The organism is Streptomyces odontotermitis, from assembly GCF_050510915.1.
Classification (GTDB): domain Bacteria; phylum Actinomycetota; class Actinomycetes; order Streptomycetales; family Streptomycetaceae; genus Streptomyces.
The window spans coordinates 609,573-629,614 of record NZ_JBNJLS010000001.1 but is presented as its reverse complement, the minus strand read 5'-3'; the positions used below and the strand labels follow the sequence as shown (position 1 = coordinate 629,614).

Annotated in this window: 17 protein-coding genes; 7 read left to right on the top strand and 10 right to left on the bottom strand. The window is 70.9% G+C overall.

What is annotated here, in order from left to right; genetic code table 11:
- Positions 1 to 62 precede the first annotated feature (62 nt).
- Genes gadC through ACQB60_RS02905 form a run of 3 tightly spaced genes read left to right on the top strand, consistent with a single transcriptional unit; the run spans position 63 to position 3,092 of the window.
- Positions 63 to 1,595 (top strand): glutamate/gamma-aminobutyrate antiporter GadC, encoded by a 1,533-nt coding sequence (gene gadC / locus ACQB60_RS02915; protein WP_496924191.1) that lies wholly within the window; start codon positions 63 to 65, stop codon positions 1,593 to 1,595.
- Positions 1,596 to 1,608: 13 nt separating this feature from the next.
- The gene (locus ACQB60_RS02910) at positions 1,609 to 2,334 is read left to right on the top strand and encodes a DUF998 domain-containing protein (RefSeq protein WP_496924190.1); all 726 of its coding nucleotides are present in this window, start codon (positions 1,609 to 1,611) and stop codon (positions 2,332 to 2,334) included.
- Positions 2,331 to 3,092 carry an alpha/beta fold hydrolase gene (locus ACQB60_RS02905; RefSeq protein WP_496924189.1) on the top strand — a complete coding sequence of 254 codons (762 nt, stop codon included), beginning with the start codon at positions 2,331 to 2,333 and terminating at the stop codon, positions 3,090 to 3,092. The genes ACQB60_RS02910 and ACQB60_RS02905 overlap by 4 nt, the downstream gene beginning before the upstream one ends.
- Positions 3,093 to 3,283: 191 nt before the next feature.
- Here the strand turns inward: ACQB60_RS02905 and ACQB60_RS02900 are convergent, their stop codons facing one another.
- The 4 genes from ACQB60_RS02900 to ACQB60_RS02885 all read right to left on the bottom strand — a co-directional run bounded on the left by ACQB60_RS02900 (position 3,284) and on the right by ACQB60_RS02885 (position 7,941).
- The gene (locus ACQB60_RS02900; RefSeq protein WP_496924188.1) at positions 3,284 to 4,333 is read right to left on the bottom strand and encodes a LacI family DNA-binding transcriptional regulator; all 1,050 of its coding nucleotides are present in this window, start codon (positions 4,331 to 4,333) and stop codon (positions 3,284 to 3,286) included.
- A 126-nt stretch (positions 4,334 to 4,459) separates the two neighbouring features.
- A complete protein-coding gene (locus ACQB60_RS02895; protein WP_496924187.1) occupies positions 4,460 to 6,145 on the bottom strand; it encodes an extracellular solute-binding protein in 1,686 nt (561 codons plus the stop codon).
- A gap of 36 nt (positions 6,146 to 6,181) precedes the next feature.
- The gene (locus ACQB60_RS02890; RefSeq protein ID WP_496924760.1) at positions 6,182 to 7,045 is read right to left on the bottom strand and encodes a carbohydrate ABC transporter permease; all 864 of its coding nucleotides are present in this window, start codon (positions 7,043 to 7,045) and stop codon (positions 6,182 to 6,184) included.
- 41 nt (positions 7,046 to 7,086) lie between these two features.
- A complete protein-coding gene (locus ACQB60_RS02885; protein WP_496924759.1) occupies positions 7,087 to 7,941 on the bottom strand; it encodes an ABC transporter permease in 855 nt (284 codons plus the stop codon).
- Positions 7,942 to 8,289: 348 nt separating this feature from the next.
- Between ACQB60_RS02885 and ACQB60_RS02880 the strand changes: the two genes are divergently transcribed.
- A complete protein-coding gene (locus ACQB60_RS02880; RefSeq protein ID WP_496924758.1) occupies positions 8,290 to 9,261 on the top strand; it encodes a hydroxyacid dehydrogenase in 972 nt (323 codons plus the stop codon).
- Between the two features lie 315 nt (positions 9,262 to 9,576).
- On the opposite strand, the gene ACQB60_RS02875 is transcribed toward ACQB60_RS02880, so the two are convergent.
- The 3 genes from ACQB60_RS02875 to ACQB60_RS02865 all read right to left on the bottom strand — a co-directional run bounded on the left by ACQB60_RS02875 (position 9,577) and on the right by ACQB60_RS02865 (position 13,559).
- Positions 9,577 to 11,508 carry a S53 family peptidase gene (locus ACQB60_RS02875; protein WP_496924186.1) on the bottom strand — a complete coding sequence of 644 codons (1,932 nt, stop codon included), beginning with the start codon at positions 11,506 to 11,508 and terminating at the stop codon, positions 9,577 to 9,579.
- 171 nt (positions 11,509 to 11,679) lie between these two features.
- Positions 11,680 to 12,594 carry a serine hydrolase gene (locus ACQB60_RS02870; RefSeq protein ID WP_496924185.1) on the bottom strand — a complete coding sequence of 305 codons (915 nt, stop codon included), beginning with the start codon at positions 12,592 to 12,594 and terminating at the stop codon, positions 11,680 to 11,682.
- Positions 12,591 to 13,559: a LysR family transcriptional regulator gene (locus ACQB60_RS02865; RefSeq protein WP_496924184.1), complete on the bottom strand. Its 969-nt coding sequence runs from the start codon at positions 13,557 to 13,559 to the stop codon at positions 12,591 to 12,593. The genes ACQB60_RS02870 and ACQB60_RS02865 overlap by 4 nt, the downstream gene beginning before the upstream one ends.
- Positions 13,560 to 13,644: 85 nt before the next feature.
- Between ACQB60_RS02865 and ACQB60_RS02860 the strand changes: the two genes are divergently transcribed.
- Complete coding sequence (locus ACQB60_RS02860) at positions 13,645 to 15,117, top strand: peptidoglycan D,D-transpeptidase FtsI family protein (RefSeq protein WP_496924183.1); 1,473 nt, start codon at positions 13,645 to 13,647, stop codon at positions 15,115 to 15,117.
- A gap of 49 nt (positions 15,118 to 15,166) precedes the next feature.
- Here ACQB60_RS02860 and ACQB60_RS02855 read toward each other — a convergent pair whose 3' ends face one another.
- Both ACQB60_RS02855 and ACQB60_RS02850 read right to left on the bottom strand, forming a co-directional pair.
- The gene (locus ACQB60_RS02855; protein WP_496924182.1) at positions 15,167 to 15,793 is read right to left on the bottom strand and encodes a DUF305 domain-containing protein; all 627 of its coding nucleotides are present in this window, start codon (positions 15,791 to 15,793) and stop codon (positions 15,167 to 15,169) included.
- Positions 15,790 to 16,455: a thioredoxin-like domain-containing protein gene (locus tag ACQB60_RS02850; protein WP_496924181.1), complete on the bottom strand. Its 666-nt coding sequence runs from the start codon at positions 16,453 to 16,455 to the stop codon at positions 15,790 to 15,792. Before ACQB60_RS02850 ends, ACQB60_RS02855 begins: the two co-directional genes overlap by 4 nt.
- 215 nt (positions 16,456 to 16,670) lie before the next feature.
- Between ACQB60_RS02850 and ACQB60_RS02845 the strand changes: the two genes are divergently transcribed.
- On the top strand, positions 16,671 to 17,111 hold the full coding sequence (locus tag ACQB60_RS02845; protein ID WP_496924180.1) for an RrF2 family transcriptional regulator: 441 nt from the start codon (positions 16,671 to 16,673) through the stop codon (positions 17,109 to 17,111).
- On the opposite strand, the gene ACQB60_RS02840 is transcribed toward ACQB60_RS02845, so the two are convergent.
- Positions 17,108 to 18,310: a globin domain-containing protein gene (locus ACQB60_RS02840; protein WP_496924179.1), complete on the bottom strand. Its 1,203-nt coding sequence runs from the start codon at positions 18,308 to 18,310 to the stop codon at positions 17,108 to 17,110. The two genes, ACQB60_RS02845 and ACQB60_RS02840, sit on opposite strands and share 4 nt — an antisense overlap.
- A 335-nt stretch (positions 18,311 to 18,645) precedes the next feature.
- Here ACQB60_RS02840 and glnA point away from each other — a divergent pair, with 335 nt between their 5' ends.
- Positions 18,646 to 20,007 carry a type I glutamate--ammonia ligase gene (gene glnA, locus ACQB60_RS02835; protein ID WP_496924178.1) on the top strand — a complete coding sequence of 454 codons (1,362 nt, stop codon included), beginning with the start codon at positions 18,646 to 18,648 and terminating at the stop codon, positions 20,005 to 20,007.
- Positions 20,008 to 20,042: the final 35 nt, after the last annotated feature.

The following is a 20,042-nucleotide window of genomic DNA, read 5'->3' as shown; positions in this document are numbered from 1 at the left end:
CCCTACCCCCGCCCGGTATCCCGCGACGTGCGGCCCCCCGGCACTCCCATGATCATGGGCGCATGACGACTGCGGACAATGCGGGCGAAGCGGGAAGAGCGGCCATGGCGGGAGCGGCCGCGGCGGGCGGTGGCGCCGACGAGCTCGCCGGGGACACCGGCACCCGGCGCCAGGGGGTCCGGGGGGAACTCCCGGGAAGAAACAGCATCTCCTGGGTGACCCTCGCCCTGATGACCACCGCCTCCGTGGCGAGCCTGCGTCCCTCGCCCTCGATGGCCATCTACGGGCTCGCCGCGGTCTTCCTCTATCTGCTGCCCGCGATCGTCTTCCTGCTGCCCACCGCCCTCGTCGGCGCCGAGCTCGCCTCCGGCTGGTCCGGCGGCATCTACCGCTGGGTCAGCGAGGCGCTCGGCAAGCCGCTCGGCTTCGTCGCCGTCTGGTGCCAGTTCGCCCTGACCATCGCGTACTACCCGAGCCTGCTCGCGTACGTCGCCTCGACCTTCGCGTACGTCATCCACCCGAGCCTCGCCGAGAACGGCCCGTACGTCGCCTGCGTCATCATCGTCGTCTACTGGACCGGCGTGTGGGTCAGCTCGCGCGGGACCAAGGCGATCGCCGGTCTCTCCTCGTTCGGCCTCATCATCGGCACCCTGATCCCCGGCGTCCTGCTCGTCGTCCTCGGCCTCGTCTTCCTGGGGCAGGGCAACGCCTCGGCCGCGCCCATGAGCGCCGATCACTGGCTGCCGCCGTGGACGGGCCTGTCCAGCCTCGTCCTGATCGTCAACAACTTCCTCTCGTACGCGGGCATGGAGATGAACGGCGTCCATGTGACGTCCCTGCGCAAGCCCCGCGCCGAGTACCCGCGCGCGATGTTCCTCGCCACCGGCCTGGTCCTGCTGATCTTCATCCTTCCGGCCCTGGCCATCAGCTGGGTCATGCCGTCCGAGCAGCTCAGCCTCACCGCGGGCCTCATGCAGGCGTTCGACGCCTTCTTCGGGCACTTCGACATCGGCTGGATGACGAAGGTCGTCGGCATCATGCTGGTCTGTGCCGCGCTCGGCGGCATGCTCACCTGGCTCGGCGGACCGGCCAAGGGCCTGCTCCTGATCGCCCGCCAGGAGGGCTATCTGCCGCCCTTCCTCCAGCGGTTCAACAAGCACGGCGCCCCGCAGAACATCATGGTCGCGCAGGGCGTGCTCACCACCCTGATCGGCATCCTCTACGCGTTCAGCAGCGACGTCTCCAGCGCGTACTGGATGTTCTCCGTCATCACGATCCAGATCTATCTCATCGCGTACCTGCTGATGTTCCTGGCCGTGGTGCGGCTGCGCGTGACCCGGCCGCACGTCGAGCGCGGCTTCGTCGTGCCCGCCGTGAAGCTGGTGGCGGGCACCGGCTTCGTCGCCTCGCTGCTCGCCCTCGGCATCGGCTTCGTGCCGCCCGACCAGTTCGGCAGCGGCCCCCTCTGGCGCTACCTCCTGATCGTCGGCGGCGGCCTCCTGCTCATCGGCGTCCTCGCGCCCTTCGCCTTCCTCAAGTTCCGCAAACCGGAGTGGATCCACCCTGACCACCAGGACACACGGCTCGCCGAATAGCATTTGTGCGGATATGTCCAGCCCTCGCTTCCGTAAGCCACCCGCCGCGTCCTCCCTCGAGGGAGTCCTCGTCGCCGCCTGTGCCGTGCTCCTCGCGCTCGGCGCCGTCGCCTACAGCGCCTGGGTCCTGGAGGCCCTGCTCACCACCGGGCTCGACCCCGTCCTCGCCTACGTCAGCGAACTCGCCGCCCAGGACCAGCCCTACGGCGTCCTGTTCCGCACCACGGACCTCGTCGCCGGGCTCCTCGTCCTCGCGGGCGCCGGCTGCGGACTGTTCTCCCGCGCCCTGCCCCGGCGCCCCCTCGCCGTCGCGGGCTGGGCGGCCCTCGCCCTCTTCGGGGCGGCCACCGCGGCCGACTCCCGGCTCCCGCTCAGCTGCGCCCCGACCTCCGACTCCGCGTGCGCGGCACGGGAACGCGACGGACTCGTGCCCGCGACGCACACCGCGCACTCGGTCAGCAGCAGCGTCGCGGTCACGGCCGCCCTCGTCGCCATGGTCCTGCTCACCCTCGCCGCCCGCCGCTACGGCGCCCTGCCCCCGCTGGCCCGCCGCGGCCCCGCTTTCGTCGCCCTCGAACTGGCCGCCACCGTATGGACTCTGGCGGGCATCGCCGCCCTCGACACGGGCCGCGGCTCCTGGGCCCTCGGCCTCGGCCAGCGCCTCCAGGTGCTCCTGATCGCGGTCTGGCTGGGCCTGCTGGCGGGGACGGTGACCAGACGACGACGGCGCACGCCATGACGTTCGTGCGGTTCGTGCGGTTCGTACGGATCGGGGGAGTGCCGCACCACGCGCAGGTGACCGGCGACGGTGCGGGGCCCGTCTGCGTCCTCAGCGCCGGACTCGGACTGCCCTGCTCCCACTGGGACCTGGTGGTGCCGCTGCTCACCGGCGCGGGCTGGACGACGGTCACCTTCGACCGCCCGGGCGTCGGCCGCAGCGCCCCCGCCCGCACGGCACCCGCCCTCGAGGCGGAGGCCGACCGGATCGCCCACGTCCTGGACGCGCTCGGCCTGGGCGCCCGCCGGGTCACGGCCGTCGGCCACTCGCTGGCCGGATTCCACGTGGAGGCGTTCGCCCGCCGCCACCCCGACCGGACGGCGGGCCTGGTCCTGATCGACTCCAGCGTGCCGTTCCACCGGGGCGGCCGCCGGGTGCGGCCGCTGCCCGCGAGAGCGGCCCGTCTCGGGGTGACCCGTGCGGTCGGGCGGGTGATCCGGGGTGCGCGGGGCGGGCTCATGGAGTACGCGACGTACGGCGAGGTGGCGCAGCAACTGGGCGCGCTCCGAGGTGAGTTGCCGCTCCCTGCCGGGGTGCCGGTCGCGGTGCTCGCGGCGTACGCGGGGGGATCGCGGGGGTGGCTGGAGCAGCAGCGGGGGTTGGCGGAGGAGCTCGGGGCGAGCTATCAAGTGGCGTACGGGGCAGGGCACTTGGTGGCGCGGGACGCGCCGGGGGAAGTGGCCGAGGTGATAGGGCGGACGCGACAAGAGCCGCGGTAGGTCTCGGAAAGTCGCAGAGTGCCGGGTGGGCCGGGTGGGCCGGGTGGGAGACCGCCGCGGAGCGGCGGGTTCACGGCGCGGAGCGCCGGAGAGGCACGGCGCGGAGCGCCGCAGACACGGGGGCGCGGAGCGCCGCGAAGCCAGGCCGCGGCGCGGCGAGAGCCCCGGCGCGGAGAGCCGGAGAGGACCAGTCACCCCCGCCGCGGCGCCCGCACACTCTCCCGTACGACGATGTGCGTCCCCAGAACGTGCCGCTCCTGAGCCCCCCGGGGCCCGCCCGCCAGGGCCCGCCGCACCGCCATCCGGCCCAGCTCCTCCCCGGGGATGTGCACGGTCGTCAGGCCGGGTACGACGTCGCCCGCGACGGGGTCGTCGTTGTACCCCACCACCGAGACGTCCTCCGGAATCCGCAGGCCGAACTCCCGCAGCGCCGTGCAGGCCGCCGCCGCGGCCCGGTCGTCGCCGCCGAACACCGCCGTGAACTCCGGTTTCCCGTCGGCCTTTTCGAGGAGTTCCCGCATCGCCTGGTAGCCGTTGTGCCGGCCGAAGCCCACGCCGTGGAGGATCGCCTCCTGGCGCGGCACCCCGTGGTCGTCGAGCGCGCGCAGATACCCGGTGACGCGGTCGTCGCCGGTCGTGTTGCCGGGGGAGTAGCCGATGAGGGCGATCCTGCGGTGGCCCGCGCTCAGCAGATGGCTGGTGATCGCGTGCGCGCCCGACTCGTTGTCGTACTCGACGACGAGCGCGGGCACGTCCGGGGCCGGGGCCGGGCGGCCGCACAGCACGAGCCGGGAGCCCGCCGCCGCGAGCGCCTCCGCGTACCGCGCCATCCGTGAGCGGTACTCCTCGTCCTGGGTGACGCCGCCGACCAGGACCACGGCCTCGGCGGCCTGTTCGCGCATCATCTGCACGAGGGCCAGCTCCCGCTCCGGGTCGCTGCCCGTCGACGCGACGAGGGTGAGCCTGCCGTGCCGGGCGGCCTCCATCTCCACGCCCTGGGCGACCTCCCCGTAGAAGGACCCCACCACGTCGTACATGAGGACCGCGATCATCTTGCGCCCCGCGCCCGCGAGCGCCCGCGCGTGCGCGTTGGCGACGTAGTCCAGGTCCTTGACGGCCCGCAGGACCTTGGCGCGCGACGCCGTCGACGTCGGATAGTTGCCCGCGAGCACCCGCGAGACGGTGGCTACCGAGACGCCCGCGCGCGCGGCCACATCGCGGATGGTGACCCGCTCACCCACAGTTGTCTCTCCTCAACTCGCCCCGTCCGAGGCGTGGTTGTGGACCACCACGCCCCGTCACCACGCCCCGGCATCCCGCGCCGGCCTCCATCATCGCGAACCGCCCCGCAGGGCGGTTCGCAGGGGTCAGTGCGCGGCCTCCCACTCCTTCTCGAACTCCTGGATGGTCTTGCTGCCGCCCTGCGCCAGCCACTTGTCGTGGATGGAGTCCCAGTCGGAGACCTTCTTGCGGCCCGCGACGATCGCCGTCACCCCGTCCTCGATGATCTGCTGCATGGTGGCTTGCTGCCGGTTGTACGTCGAGGACTGCAGCCCCCAGTGGTCGTTCGGCACCAGCTGCGGGGCGACCTTCTGCTGCCAGGCGTGCAGCCGCTTGGTGAGGTCCGGGTAGCCGGGGTTGTAGAGGACCTGCGGGGCGTCCATGAGGTACGCGAAGGGCAGGTTGGTCTTGGACTCGACGAGGCCGGTGGAGGTCGGCACCGGGTCGCCGTTCTTGTCGTACGTGAAGTGGCGGCCCTCCAGGCCGTAGTGCATCAGCTGGTACTCCTTGGAGCCGAACGGCGAGGCCAGCCAGTCCAGGACGCGCAGGATCAGCTTGATGCGCTCCTTGGACGCCTTCTTGAGGACGGTGTAGCCGAAGCAGCCGCGGTTCTGCTGGTAGACGGTGGACGCCCCGCCGACCGTGTACGGCACGGCGCAGTCGAGCGTGAACTCGTCCTTGATTCCCTGGGCGTTGGAGAGCACGGCGCCCCAGCCGTCCGTCATGGAGCGGACCGTGCCGTTGTAGAACTGCGTCTTCAGGTCCACCTGCGAGATCGACGTGGCGTCCGGGGTGTACGAGCCGTCCTTGCGCATGTCCGACATGAACTCCAGGGCGGCCTTGAACTCGTCCGTCCCGTACATGGGAGTGACCTTGCCGTCCTTGATCTGCCACTCGTTGGGCGCCCCGTGCCACATCGCGTGGTACAGGTAGCCGAAGATCCCGACCGTCGACGCGCCGAGCGCGAACTTCTTGCCCTTCGAGGCGTCCTTCGCCATCGCCGCGAAGTCCTCGGCCGTCATGCCCGGCTTGTAGCCGGCCTCGTCGAACGCCTCCCGGTTGATGAACATCGCGCCCTGCACCTTGGCCCGCTCGATGGGCAGCCCGTAGATGCGGCCCGCGATGCGGCCCATGCCCTCCCAGGCGTACGTGGGGATGTTGGCGAGGTTCGGGTAGTGCTTGATGTTGTCGCCCGACAGGTGGTCGGAGAGGTCGGCGCAGCGGCTCTTCACGAACTGCTGCTCGCGGGGCAGGAAGTAGCCGCCGCCGAAGTTGATGACGTCCGGCAGGTCGTCGCCCGACATCAGCGTGGACATCTTGGCCCGGTAGTCCGCGTCGGGCACGACGGTGAACTCGATGTCGACGCCGAGGGCCTCGTTGACCGCCTGCCAGTACTTGTTGGAGCCGAGGGGCTTGGGCGGAGTGCCGTACGTGATGGAGAGGACCTTGATCTTCTCCTTGCCGGTGCCGGGCTTCTGGCTCATCGCCTGGACGAGCTTCTCCGGGTACTTGGTGTAGCCCGCCTGCACGCCCTTGATGTCGGGGGCGAGGTCGGGCGCCGGGCCCTTGACGGCGGTGTACGTCGGCCAGGGCGCCGCCTTCTTGCCCGCGTTGGAGACGTCCCCGCCCCCGCTGGAGCCGGTGGAACACGCGGTGAGCACCGAGGGCGCGGCGATCGCGGCGCCCCCGACGGCGATGGAGCGCAGCAGCGTCCGGCGCGACATCGAGGAGATCGAGGAGGACGAGGAGGACGAGGAGTCCGGAGCAGACATGAGTGTCAACCTCTCGGTGGGGAGGGGGGAGTTGGCTCAGCTCTTGATGGCGCCGGTGAGCACGCCCTTGGTGAAGTACTTCTGCAGGAAGGGGTAGACGAGCAGGACGGGCACGGTGGCCACGACGAGGATGGCCATCTGCATGGTCTGCGGTGCCGAGACGTTCGCGGCGTCGCTGAGCCCGGTGTCGGCGATCTGCGAGCCGCCCATCACATACGTCCGCAGGACCTGCTGGAGCGGCCACTGGTCGGAGTTCAGATAGATCGAGGCATGGAACCAGGCGTTCCAGTAGCTGACCACGTAGAAGAGCCCGACCACGGCGAGCGCCGCCTTGGACAGCGGCAGGACGATCCGCCACAGCACGGCCCAGTCGCCCGCGCCGTCGATCCGCGCCGCCTCGTACAGCTCCTCCGGGATGCCCTGGAAGAAGCCGCGCAGCACGACGAGGTTGAAGACGTTGATGAGGACGGGGGCGATGATCGCGCTGTAGCTCTCCAGCATTCCCATGCCCTTGACCAGCAGGAAGGCCGGGATCATGCCGGGCGGGAAGAGGAAGGTGAACAGGACGAACAGGAGGATCGGCCGGCCGCCGAAGACCTTGGGACGGCTCAGCGCGTACGCGAGGAGCGTGGTGCACGCGAGCGAGAAGGCCGTGCCGATGACGGTGACCCCGACACTCACCCACAGCGCCTTGGTGACGACCCCGCCCTCGAATATCTGCTCGTAGGCGCGCAGCGTCGGATCGCTCGGCCAGATCACCCAGCCGCCGTTCTCGACGACCTCGCGGTTGGAGGCGAAGGACGTCGAGACGATGACGAGGAACGGCACCAGGACGAGGGCGAGGACGGTGACGACGGCGAGGGTCTTCGCGATCTTCGTGACGGGCTTCGGCTTCTCCATCCAGGAGGGCCTGACCGGCGCCAACCGCGGTGCGTCAGTGCTCACTTGTAGACTCCCTGCTCGCCGAGACGGTGGGCGATCTTGTTGGCCGTGAAGACGAGGATCGCACCAACAACTCCCTTGAAGAGGCCCGCCGCGGCCGCGTAGCCGGTGTCGCCGCCGACGATGCCCTGCCAGAACACGAAGGTGTCGAGGACCTCACCGGTCTCCGGCCCGACCGACTGACGCTGCAGCAGCATCTGTTCGAGGCCGGTGTTGAGGAAGTCGCCGAGCCTGAGGATCAGCAGCAGGATGATCACGGGCCGGATGCCGGGCAGCGTGACGTGCCAGAACCGCCGCCAGGGCCCGGCCCCGTCGATCGCGGCGGCCTCGTACTGCTGCTCGTCCACCTGCATCAGCGCGGCGAGGAAGATGATCGTGCCCCAGCCCGCGTCCTTCCAGACCACCTGGGCGACGACGAGCGCGGGATACGCGTCCGGGTTGCCGATGATGTCGATGGAGTGCAGCCCGGCGTCACCGAGCACGGAGTTGAGCAGTCCCGTGTCGGAGAGCACCTGCTGGAAGAGCGCGACGACGATGACCCACGACAGGAAGTGCGGCAGATAGACGATCGACTGCACGAACCGCCGGGTCAGATCGTGGGTCAGGCTGTGCAGCAGCAGGGCGAGGCCGAGCGGGACCGGGAAGAAGAAGACGAGCTGCAGCGTGGCGAGGAACAGGGTGTTCCCCGTCGCGTGCCAGAAGTCCGGATCCCCGAACATCCGGCTGAAGTTGTCGCCCCCGACCCAGGGGCTGGCCCAGAGTCCGTCGAAGGGCACGTACTCCTTGAAGGCCACCACGTTGCCGAAGAAGGCGCCGTAGTGGAACACCAGGAAGTACGCGACTCCGGGGACCATGAGCAGCAGGAGCACCCGGGAGGACTGAAACCGTTTCCACGCCCCACCGGCGCCGCCTTTACTTGCTTTTGCCCGTTTCTCGCTCCCGCCGGGCGGCTTCACCGCCCCGGATTCCGTCCGGTCCTTCGTCACCGTTGACACAGCAGCCCCTGACTTGAGTACGGCCGTCCGAACAAGGTGCCGGGAATCTAAAGCGGTTACTGCGCCCGGTCAACCCCCCTCGCCTGCCTGTCTCTTGACCAGGCTCCCGTCCTCGTCCTAGCCTCCTGCCGCTGAGAGGTAACCGGTTACTACGAGGGGCGGCCACGCGTGGCAGACCAGGTAGAGACTCCGATCACGGCGCTCGCCATGAGCGCCGACGTGGCGGCCCGGGTGTTCGCGCCCGACATCCGCGAACGGCTCGCCCGCAGCGTGGAGTTGGCGCCCGCCCTGCTCACCGGCACCCTCCTGGGCGCCGAGGCCCGCACGGTCCTGGCCGAGACGGAGATCCTGATCACGGGCTGGAACTGCCCGCCCCTGACCGCCGAGATCCTGGCTCCCGCGACCCGCCTCAAGGCGGTGGTGCACGCCGCCGGTTCGGTGAAACCGGTGGTCACGGACGCGGTCTGGGACAGGGGCGTGGTGGTCTCCTCGGCGGCCGACGCGAACGCGGCCCCCGTCGTGTCCTACACCCTCGCCGCGATCACCTTCGCGGCGAAGGGGGCGCTGCCGACGGCGGCCCGGTACGCGGCCGGGTGGCCCTCGTTCACGGAGCGGACCGGGGCGGACGCGCGGACGGTGGGCGTGATCGGCGCGTCCCGGATCGGCCGGGGGGTCATCGCGGCGCTGACCGCGTCGGACGCGGGGTACCGGGTGCTGCTCGCGGACCCGTATGTGACGCGGGAGGAGGCGGCCGCGCTCGGGGCCGAACTGGTGGAGCTGGCGGAGCTGTGCCGCTCCAGCAGCATCGTGACGGTGCACGCGCCGCAACTCCCCGAGACCCGGGGCATGGTGAGCGCGGACCTGCTGAAGCTGATCCCGGACGGCGGGGTGGTGATCAACACGGCGCGGGGGTCGCTGGTGGACACGGAGGCGTTGGCGCGGGAGTGCGGGGCGGGGCGTCTGGACGCGTTCCTGGACGTGACGGATCCGGAACCGCTGCCTGCGGGGCATCCCCTGCTGGGGCTTCCCAACGTGCTGGTGACCCCGCATGTCGCGGGGGCGCAGGGGAGCGAGGTGCGGAGGCTGGGGGAGTTCGCGGTGGCGGAGGTGGAGAGGTTCGTGCGGGGGGAGGAGCTGGTGGGGAGGCTGAGGCGGGAGGAGCTGGGGCGGTTGGCGTAGGGGCGGCGTTGGGGGCGCCTCCGGCGGTTCTTTCCCCGACCCCGCCCCTTCCCGATACGGCGACTCCGTCGCCCCTGGGGTGCCCTTCCTGGGGCTTCGCCCCTAAACCCCCGATCGGCCTGGACGGCCTCGTCCTCAATCGCCGGACGGGCTATAGATAGCCCGTCCGGCGATTGAGGACGAGCAGGCCGCGATCAGGGCGCCCCAGGCCCCGGCGGAGCCGGGGAATTCGGGAAGGGGCGGGATTGGGGAAAGAACCGCCGGAGGCGCGTCCGCCACACATCAAGTGGCGGACGCGGCAGAAGAAGGAGGCCGTCAGCGACGGTAGGAGCGGATGTAGCCCGCCGCCGGCGAGCCCACCCCTGTCACCGGGTCGTACCCCCGCACCGCCTTGAGCGAGCTGTCCTTGCCCAGGCTCCGCACCGACGTGGTGAGCCCGCCCGACGCGTCGTGCCCGTTGACGAAGTCGACGCGGGCGACGGCGAGTTCACGCCCCTTCGGGCGGTCGGTCACGTCGTGGTACACGCGCCCCGACCCGTACCGGTCGTAGATCGCGGGGTTCGCGAACCCGACCGGACGGCCGCCGCGCTCCTCCTGCGCCAGCGCCTGGACGCCCGCGATGACCGGCGCCGCCAGCGACGTACCGCCGATGCGGTACTCGTCGTAGCCGAGGGAGCCGTCGGGCATGGTCTGGGTCTGGCCGACCAGGAACCCGGTGTTGGGGTCGGCGACCGCCGAGATGTCCGGGACGGTGCGCATCGCCTTGCCGCCGCCGTTCGCCTTGGCGAGACCGCCCGGTACGACGCCGCGCTGGTAGAACGGCTGCGGCACCGTCTTGCTGGTGCCGCCGCCCGCGCCGCCGCTGAAGGCGCCGGGGAAGTCCTTCCAGCTCTTGCCGTCGGGCGCGAGCGTGGCCTTGAGGGTGCCCCACCCGGTCTCGAAGCCGTACTTGTCGTGCTTGCCCACGGCGAGCGACGTGCCGCCGACCGCCGTCACCCAGGCGGAGTTGGCGGGGACGTCGACCTGCTTGGTGCCGGTGTTGGCGACCTCGTCGCCGTTGTCGCCGGAGGAGAAGTAGAAGCCGATGCCCTGGACGGCGCCCAGCTGGAACAACTGGTCGTAGGCGGCGAGCAGTTCAGGCGTCTGGTTCGCCTCGATGTCGCCCCACGAGTTGGAGACGATGTCCGCGAGGTGCCCGTCCACGATCTTGCCGATCGAGTCGAGGAAGTCGTCGTCGTAGCAGGACGCGGCGCCCACGTACACGATGTCAGCGGCGGGCGCGACGGCGTGCACGGCCTCGACGTCGAGGGTCTCCTCGCCGTACCAGCCGGCGGCCCCGCACTCCTTGGTCTTCGTGTACTCGCCGGGCAGGACCTGGCTCAACTGCCCGTTGCGGTAGGCCGGATCGCCGTTGCGCTTCGCGTACGTCGCGGCGTCCTTGGCGATCGTCGGCGAGGCGTACGCGTCGGTGATGGCGACGCGGACGTGCTTCCCGGTCCGCTTGCCCGCCCCGTACGCGGCGCGCAGCTGCTTGCCGGTGTACCCCTTCACGGCGTACGGGATCTTCGCTCCGTACGCGCTCGGCAGCGTCTTCGCGGTCTTCGAGCCGTAGTACGAGGAGAAGGGCCCGGAGTTCCTGAACACCGCGTCCGGCGGCGGCAGTTCGTCCTGGTGGCTCGCCTTGTGCGGGGCGGTGTCCAGGCCGGTGACGGTCAGGACGGCGCCGTCGAGGGAGGCGGGCGCGGAGGCGGTGGCGGCGGGCGCGCGGTAGGTCCTGTCGCCCTTGGCGTACTGGCGCAGCTGGGTGCCGAACGCCTTCTCGGCGGCGGCGACGTCGCCGGTGACCGTGAGGTAGTGGCGGGTGGTGCCGGTGACGGTGAGGCCGGAGTCCTTGAGCCACGCCTTCACGGCGGATATCTGCTCGGCCGTCGCGCCGAAGCGGGCCTGTGCCTGACGGGCGCTGAGGTACTTCCCGTACGAGGGTGAGGCCGGGTCCGAGACCGCCTTCGCGTAGGCGGCGAGGCCCTGCGCGTCGCGCCCCGCGAGGTAGACGCGGGCGGAGACCTTGCCGCTGTCCGGGGTGGCACCCCGGTCGGCCTTCGCCGTGGCCCACGAGGGCTTGGTGCCGTGGAAGGTGTCGCGGGCACCGGACGGCCGGTGCGGTTCGGCGTGGGCGGCCGCGGGCAGCGCGAGGGCCAGGGCGCCGGCGAGCAGCGGGAGGGCTGCGATGCGGGTGTGTCTTCTCATGGAACCCCCCTGAGAGTTGGGTGGACATGTTGGGCACATGCCAGAGCCACTCTGGTGGGGAACGGTTCACGTGGGGGGAATGCGGAGATCAAGAGGCCGTCAAGTGGGGTTGACCGGGGGTGGGTTGGCGGGCGGTCCGGCGTCGGGTGGCCCGACACCGGGCCGGGCGGGTCAGCCCCGGCCGCGCCGCAGCGCGTCCACCGCCACCCGCGCCGCCGTCCCGATCACCGCGTCCGCGGCCGGCAGCGTCGCCGCCCCGCTCGCGGCCCGGGTGAACACCGCCACCGCGTACCGCCCCCCGTCGGGGTACTCCACCACCCCCACCTCGTTGCGCACCGTGGGCAGGCTCCCGGTCTTCCCGGCCACGTGCACGTCGTCGAAGGGGAACCCGGAGGCCAGCCGGTGCGGCCACACCTGCAGCCCGAGGATCCGCCGCATCGCCGCGCCGTGCTCGGGCGGGGCCGCCTCGTCGCGCCACACGGCGGCCAGCAGCCGGGTCATGTCGCGCGGAGTGCTCCGATTGGTGCGGGACGGGTCCAACGCCCGCAGATGGCTGATGACATGAGGCTCCGTCAGCATCGCCGCGCCGCCGGGACCCGCGTCCTCCCGCATCGTGTCGAGCAGCTCGCGGAAGGTGTGCGTGGCGTGCGTATGGGTCAGGCCGAGGCGGGCCATCGAGGCGTTGACCGCCGCCAGGCCGACGCGCCGCACGAGTTCCTCGGCCGCCGCGTTGTCGCTGACCGCCATCATCAGATACGCGGCGTCGCGCACCGACATCCGTACGGGGTCGAGCATCGCGGCCGTCCCGGTGGGCCCGGGAGCGCGCCCGTCCGGTGCGCACTCCACCTGCTCGGTGAGGTCCAGCCGGCCCTCGGCCGCGGCCTGGTGAAGGGCCACGAGCAGACAGAGCTTGTGCACGCTGGCGGTGACCACGGGGTGGTCCGCACCGACGCCGGTCTCCGCGCCCGAGTCGATGTCGAGGGCGTGCAGCCACCCGGTGACGCCCGCCTCGGCGAAGGCCGACTGCACCCGGGCGACGGGACTCCCCGCCGCGTGCCCGGCCGGCTGCCGCACTGGATCGCTCATACCCAGAACTCCGCGGCCGGCCGAAGGTGGACGGCCCGCGCGGGTGCGTCCGGGCTCACCGCCGCCGTGTCGAGCAGCGCCCGCGTGGCCGCCTCCGCGAACGCGCCGACCGCCGTGTCGCTGCGCCCCTGCGGCCAGGCCACCGACTGCCGCCAGGCCAGCGGCGCCCCGGCGAGCGGCCGCCAGACCACCTCCGCTTCCCCGGCGGCGACGGCGGGGCCCTGTGCGTCGCGCGGGCTGAGGGCGACGGCCTTCGAGGAGAGGATCAGGCCCCGCACGAAGCTGGCGCCCAGGCCGTGCCGGACCGCGGCGGGCGTGAAGCCGTTGCGGGCGCACGTGGTCAGCACGTCGTCGTGGAGCGCGGGCGCCGCCGCGCGCGGGAAGAGGATCAGCTCGTACCCGCTGAGCGAGGCCAGTGGCACCTCGGGCAGCGCGGCCGCCGTCGCGCCCCGGGGCAGCAGCACCCCGAGCTCCCGGCGCAGCACCTGGCCCAGTTCGAGACCGGTGACGTCGCACGGGTGGTGGATGAGGCCGACGTCCAGGTCGTGCGCGGCGAGCTGGACGAGCTGCTGGGCGGTGGACAGCTCGTGCAGCTCCACCTCGACCCCGGGGTGCTCGCGCCGGAACTCCGCGAGGATCGCCGCCACCGCCTCGCCCGCGACGTCCGGCGGAAGCCCGGCCCGCAGCAGCCCGCTCTCACCGTCGCGGACGCGGCGGGCGGTGGCACGCAGCGCCTCGGACCGGGCGAGCAGCTCGCGGGCCTCGGCCAGCAGCAGCGAGCCGCCCTTGGTGATCGTCACCTGCCGGCTGGTCCGCTCGAAGAGGCGCACGCCGAGCTCGCGCTCCAGGCGCTGGATGCGCTGCGACAGCGGTGGCTGGGCCATGCCCAGGCGCTCGGCGGCACGACCGAAATGTGACTCTTCGGCAACAGCCACAAAGCACTCCAGGTGCCGTATCAGGTCCACAACCAGCGACGATATCGCATTTGTATGAATTACTCGCCCATATCCATCTTGGACATGGACCACACCGGACTGTTCCCCTCGCACCATGAACAAGACCGTGCAGCACATAGCCGTCGCCTGCGGAGTGCTGGTGATGGCCCTTCTCATCCGCATCACCTGGTTGCAGTTCGTGCAGGCCGACGACCTCGCGGACGACACCAAGAACCGCCGCGTCACCATCGACGCGTTCTCCCAGCCCCGCGGCAACATCGTCGTCGGCGGCGAGCCGATCACCGGCTCCCGGGCGACGCCGGGCTCGGACCTCAAGTACAAGCGGACGTACAAGGACGGCCCGATGTACGCCCCCGTCACCGGCTACTTCTCGCAGGCGCAGGGCGCCACCTTCCTCGAAGGCGTCCACAAGGACGTGCTCGGGGCCAAGGACAGCAGGCTCCTCAGCGGCCCCGTCGACCTGCTCACCGGCAAGAAGCCGCGCCCCGGCGACGTCATCACCACCATCGACCCGGCCGCGCAGAAGGCCGCGTACAAGGGCCTCAAAGACATCGACGCCAAGGGCGCGGTGGTCGCCCTCGACCCCCGTAGCGGCAAGATCCTCGCGATGGCGAGCACGCCCTCGTACGACCCCTCGGTCTTCGCCGGGATCTCCGCCAAGGAGGGCGAGGCGTTCAAGGAGCTGGAGCGGGACAAGCAAAAGCCCCTCAACAACCGCGCGCTGCGCGAGAGTTACCCGCCCGGCTCGACCTTCAAGATCCTCACCGCGGCCGCCGCCCTGGAGCACGGCACCGTCACGGACATCGACGCGGCCTCGGGCGCCCGGGCCCCCTACCGGCTGCCGCAGAGCAACACCGAGATCGGGAACGTCGTGCCGAACTCCCAGTGCGACAAGGTCTCGATGAAGACCGCCATGCAGTGGTCCTGCAACAACGTCTTCCTCGACGCGGCGCTGAAGACCGGCAAGGACAAGATGCGCGAGACGGCCGAGAAGTTCGGCTTCAACAAGGAGCAGTTCACGCCCGTACGGTCCGCCGCCAGCGGCTACCCGGCCGAGCTCGACCGGCCCCAGACCGCCCTGACCGGCATGGGCCAGGGCAGCGTCACCACCACTCCGCTGCAGATGGCGATGGTCGCCGCCGGACTCGCCAACGACGGCGAGGTGATGAAGCCGTACATGGTGGACGAGCTGCGCGGCCCCGACCTCGCGGTGATCGAGAAGAACGAGCCCGAGGTCCTGGACCGGGCCGTCTCCGAGAGCACCGCGAAGAAGGTGCAGCAGATGATGGAGCACACCGTCACCGACGGCACCGGCGACAAGGTCAAGATCCCCGGCGTCACGGTCGGCGGCAAGCCGGGCACGGCCCAGCACGGCGCCGACGTGCGCGACGAGCGGCCGTACGCCTGGTTCGTCTCCTACGCCAAGCAGGCGGACGGCAGTTCACCGGTCGCGGTCGCGGTGTTCGTCGACCCCGAGGACATGGACATCTCGCGCTCGGACATCGCCGGCGGCCGGCTCGGGGCGCCCATCGCCAAGGCGGTGATGGAGGCGGTCCTCAAGCGCTAGCGGGACGGCTGGTGGCGCCCGGACGTCACGGCTGCGGCTGCGGCTGCGGCTAGGGCTTGGCGCCGCGCGCCTTCAGCATGCCCGCCATCAGCTCGATCTCCGACTGCTGGGAGTTGACCATGCCCTCGGCCAGCCGGTGTTCCACGCCCACCTTGCAGCGGTCCACGCACCCCTTGGCCATGTGCACACCGCCCTGGTGGTGGCGGGTCATCAGCTGGAGGTAGCGGACCTCCGCGTCCTTCCCGCTCAGCTTGCCCAGCTTCGCCAGCTCCGTGTTGGTCGCCATGCCCGGCATCAGCGCCCCGTCCTTGCCGGGCGGCATGTCCCCCATGCCCATCCACGTCATGGGCGCGTCCTCCGACACCTTCGGCAGGTCCCACATGTCCAGCCAGCCGAGCAGCATGCCCCGCTGGTTGGCCTGCGTCTGCGCGATGTCGTACGCGAGGCGCCGCACCTCCTCGTTCTTGGTGCGGTCGCGGACGATGTACGACATCTCGACGGCCTGCTGGTGGTGGACCGCCATGTCGCGGGCGAACCCGGCGTCCGCCGAGGAGTCGGCGGGGACGGAGGAGGACGAGCCGTCCGAGTCCGTCGCGGCCACCGCCGCCGTGATGCCTCCCGCCGCCACGACGGCCGCGGCGGCGCCTCCGATCAACCAGCCCGTGCGCCGGTTCACTTGGCGAGACCGTTGGTGCAAGCGGCGCCCGGCTCCGGGGTCTGCTTGCCCTGCACGTACTTGGCGAAGAACTTCGCGACGTTCGTGTCACCCGCACCCGTCACCGTGCGCTGGTGCCCCCACGCGGTCAGCATGATCGGGTCCTTCTGCTCCTTCACGGGGCTCATCAGCGAGTACGGCGTCGACTTCACCTTCGCCTCGAGCTTCTTCAGGTCGGCGGGCTTCGCCTTCTCGTTGTAGGTGACCCAGACGGCGCCGTGCTCCAGGGAGTGCACGGCGTTCACCTCCGGGAGCTCCTTGGTGTAGACGTCGCCGTTGCAGTTCATCCAGACCTGGTTGTGGTTGCCGCCCACCGGCGGGGTCATGGGGTAGTCGACCTTCTCGGCGACGTGCGTACGGCCGAGCTTCTTGGCGTCCCAGACCCGCTCGCCGTCCTTCGTCACCGTGGACTTGGGCCACTTGCCGCTTGCGGGCTTGTCCGAGGAGCCGTCGTCGGTCTTCTTGAAGAGGACGACTCCGCCCACGACGAGACCCGCGACGACGACCGCGCTCAGCGTGATCGTGAGGATGCGGCCCCGGCGGTCGCGGGCGCGCTCGGCGCGGCGCATCTCCTCTATTCGCGCCTTGCGCGCGGCCGTGCTGCTGTTCTTGGCGGAACCCATGCTGTGTCCTTCTGCGGAAAGGGACGAGCGGTGACGAGTAAGCGAGCAAGCAAGCAATACGAAGTACGAGCTACGAAGTACAAGTACGAGGTGCAAAGTCGTGCGGTTCGCTGATCGTAGTGGGCAGGGGGCCCGCCCCGGCAGGGGAGCCAGGAGGAATGGCGGGAGGGAATGCCTAATTTGAACCCCAGATGCGCATTATCTACGCTGCCCGTATGCGGCTCCTGCGCTCCACCGACCTCGCCCTGCGCGTCCTCATGCGGCTCGCCGTGGCGGACGGCGACGCCTGCCCCACGACCCGTGAGGTCGCCGCCGACATGGAGGTTCCGTACACCCACGCGGCCAAGGTCGTCGCCGAACTCCAGCGCATGGAGCTCCTGGTGGCCCGCCGCGGCAGGGGCGGCGGGCTCGCCCTGACCGAGCAGGGGCGCGGCGCCTCCGTCGGCGCGGTGGTGCGGTCCTTCGAGGGCGGCGCGGGCGACGTCGTCGACTGCGAGGGCTCCGCGCCCTGCCCCCTGCGGTCCGCCTGCCGCCTGCGCGCCGCGCTGCGCGAGGCCCAGGAGGCGTTCTACGCCTCGCTCGACCCGCTGACCGTCGCGGACGTCGTCGCCGCCCCCACCGGCCCGCTGCTCCTCGGCATCTCCAGCCGCGACTAGCGGGGGCCGGCCAGCCACAGGTCGGGCCCGAACACCTCGTAGTGGATGTCGCGCGGCGCCACTCCGCCCTCGACGAGCTGGCCGCGCACCGCCCGCATGAAGGGCAGGGGTCCGCACAGGTACGCGCGCGTGCCCGCGGGGAGCGGCACCCGGGACAGGTCGGCGTAGCCGGTGAGTTCGGCCGGGTGGCCCGCCTCGGGGTGCTCGTAGAAGAAGTACGCGGCGGCGTCCGGGAGCTTCTCCGTGTACGCCTCGTGGTCGGCGCGCAGGGCGTGCCGGGCGGGGGAGTGGTCGGCGTGCACGACGGCGACCGGGCCGCGGTGTCCCGCGGCGGCAAGGTGCTCCAGCATCGACATCATCGGCGTCACCCCGATGCCGGCCGAGGCGAGCAGGACGGGCGCGTCCTCGGCGAGGTCCTCGCCCAGGACCAGGTCGCCGTAGGCGGCGGAGACCCGCAGCAGGTCACCCTCGCGGACGTGGGCGTGCAGATGCCGGGAGACCTCGCCGTCCCGCTTCACGCTGATCTGCCGCACCGGGGCGCCGGCGGAGGCCGGGGCGCCGGAGAGGCTGTACTGGCGTATCTGGCGGGCCCCGTCGGCGAGCTCGACCTGGACCGACACGTACTGCCCCGGCCGGAAGGCGGGGACGGGCACGCTCTCGTCCGCGGCCCGCAGCAGGAAGGTCACGACCTCCGGCGTCTCCTCGATCCGCCCGGCCACGCGCCACTCACGGAAGGTCTCGGCGGGCGTGACCCCGCGCTCCGCGTACAGGCGGGCCTCGATGGCGACGAGGGCGTGCGCCATCAGCCAGTACACCTCGTCCCAGGCGGCCGCGACCTCGTCCGTCACGACGTCGGCGCCGAGGACCTCGACGATCGCCGCGAAGAGGTGCTCGTGCACGATCTCGTACTGCTCCGGGGCGATGCCCAGGGAGGCGTGCTTGTGGGCGATGCGGCCCAGCATCACGTCCGGCCGCTCGTCGGGGTGGTCGACGAGATACGTGGCGAAGGCGGCGATGGAGCCCGCGAGGGCGCGGCTCTGGGTGCCCGCGGCCTGGTTCCCCCGGTTGAACAGATCGCGCAGGAGCTCGGGCCGGGCGGCGAACATTCCACCGTAGAAACGCTCGGTGATCTCGCCGATGGCGGCGCCGACGGCAGGGAGGGTGGCGCGCACGGTGGCGGCGGACTGCTGGGACAGCAACGGGACTCCTCAAGGCCGGTGCGGAAGGGGCCGGTTCACCGACCACCCGGCGATGGGCCGATCGACGCCATATGGCACCCCATGTCTGATCCGTACCGTATGAAACTGGCATCTGAGATGCAAATTTAAGTGCTGAGTGCGGGTAAGGGGACGGGTCGGGTCGTCAGGGGCGCAGGTCGGCAGGCAGTATGTGCACTGGGGGAGCCGATCGAGGTCCGCCGACCTCCGCAACGTGCGTGAAACGGCGGGATGGGATGCTTCGGGTGTCCCGGACGGTGTCTCCGTCGCGCGTGGAGGCAAGCGGCCTGACCAGCAAGGATGGGTGGAAGCGGAAGATGGACAAGCAGCAGGAGTTCGTGCTCAGGACGTTGGAGGAGCGCGACATCCGGTTCGTGCGTCTGTGGTTCACGGACGTCCTGGGCTTCCTGAAGTCCGTGGCCGTGGCCCCCGCCGAGCTGGAACAGGCTTTTGACGAGGGCATCGGCTTCGACGGCTCGGCGATCGAGGGCTTCGCCCGGGTCTACGAGTCCGACATGATCGCCAAGCCGGACCCCGGCACCTTCCAGGTCCTGCCCTGGCGCGCGGAGGCCCCCGGCACCGCCCGCATGTTCTGCGACATCCTCATGCCGGACGGCTCCCCGTCCTTCGCCGACCCGCGCTACGTCCTCAAGCGGGCCCTGGCGAAGACCTCCGACCTCGGCTTCACCTTCTACACCCACCCCGAGATCGAGTTCTTCCTGCTCAAGGACAAGCCCCTCGACGGCAGCAGCCCCGTCCCCGCCGACACCTCCGGCTACTTCGACCACACCCCGCAGCACGTCGGCATGGACTTCCGCCGCCAGGCGATCACCATGCTGGAATCGATGGGCATCTCGGTCGAATTCAGCCACCACGAGGGCGCCCCGGGCCAGCAGGAGATCGACCTCCGCTACGCCGACGCCCTCTCGACGGCGGACAACATCATGACGTTCCGCCTGGTCATGAAGCAGGTGGCCCTGGAGCAGGGCGTCCAGGCGACGTTCATGCCGAAGCCGTTCTCGGAGTACCCCGGCTCAGGCATGCACACGCACCTCTCGCTCTTCGAGGGCGACAGGAACGCCTTCTACGAGTCGGGGGCGGAGTACCAGCTGTCGAAGGTCGGCAGGTCGTTCATCGCCGGGCTGCTGAAGCACGCGGCGGAGATCTCCGCCGTAACCAACCAGTGGGTCAACTCCTACAAGCGCATCTGGGGCGGCTCGGAGCGCACGGCGGGCGCGGGCGGCGAGGCCCCGTCCTACATCTGCTGGGGCCACAACAACCGCAGCGCCCTGATCCGGGTCCCCATGTACAAGCCCGGCAAGACCGGCTCGGCCCGCGTCGAGGTCCGCTCCATCGACTCCGGCGCGAACCCGTACCTGACGTACGCGGTGCTCCTCGCGGCGGGCCTCAAGGGCATCGAAGAGGGTTACGAGCTCCCGCCCGGCGCGGACGACGACGTCTGGGCACTGAGCGACGCCGAACGCCGCGCGATGGGCATCGAGCCCCTCCCGCAGAACCTGGGCGAGGCGATCTCCCTGATGGAACGGTCGGAACTGGTCGCGGAGACGCTCGGCGAGCACGTCTACGACTTCTTCCTGCGCAACAAGAAGCAGGAGTGGGAGGAGTACCGGTCCGAGGTGACGGCCTTCGAGCTCCGCAAGAACCTGCCGGTCCTGTAAGGCCAGTTCAGAGCGCTATTTGCTTGCCAGTCCTT

Coding starts and splice junctions, on each gene's coding strand:
- gadC (WP_496924191.1), top strand. CDS start 63: ATGACGACTGCGGACAATGCGGGCGAAGCGGGAAGAGCGGCCATGGCG.
- ACQB60_RS02910 (WP_496924190.1), top strand. CDS start 1,609: ATGTCCAGCCCTCGCTTCCGTAAGCCACCCGCCGCGTCCTCCCTCGAG.
- ACQB60_RS02905 (WP_496924189.1), top strand. CDS start 2,331: ATGACGTTCGTGCGGTTCGTGCGGTTCGTACGGATCGGGGGAGTGCCG.
- ACQB60_RS02895 (WP_496924187.1), bottom strand. CDS start 6,145: ATGTCTGCTCCGGACTCCTCGTCCTCCTCGTCCTCCTCGATCTCCTCG.
- ACQB60_RS02890 (WP_496924760.1), bottom strand. CDS start 7,045: ATGGAGAAGCCGAAGCCCGTCACGAAGATCGCGAAGACCCTCGCCGTC.
- ACQB60_RS02885 (WP_496924759.1), bottom strand. CDS start 7,941: ATGGTCCCCGGAGTCGCGTACTTCCTGGTGTTCCACTACGGCGCCTTC.
- ACQB60_RS02880 (WP_496924758.1), top strand. CDS start 8,290: ATGAGCGCCGACGTGGCGGCCCGGGTGTTCGCGCCCGACATCCGCGAA.
- ACQB60_RS02875 (WP_496924186.1), bottom strand. CDS start 11,508: ATGAGAAGACACACCCGCATCGCAGCCCTCCCGCTGCTCGCCGGCGCC.
- ACQB60_RS02870 (WP_496924185.1), bottom strand. CDS start 12,594: ATGAGCGATCCAGTGCGGCAGCCGGCCGGGCACGCGGCGGGGAGTCCC.
- ACQB60_RS02860 (WP_496924183.1), top strand. CDS start 13,645: ATGAACAAGACCGTGCAGCACATAGCCGTCGCCTGCGGAGTGCTGGTG.
- ACQB60_RS02850 (WP_496924181.1), bottom strand. CDS start 16,455: ATGGGTTCCGCCAAGAACAGCAGCACGGCCGCGCGCAAGGCGCGAATA.
- ACQB60_RS02845 (WP_496924180.1), top strand. CDS start 16,671: ATGCGGCTCCTGCGCTCCACCGACCTCGCCCTGCGCGTCCTCATGCGG.
- glnA (WP_496924178.1), top strand. CDS start 18,646: ATGGACAAGCAGCAGGAGTTCGTGCTCAGGACGTTGGAGGAGCGCGAC.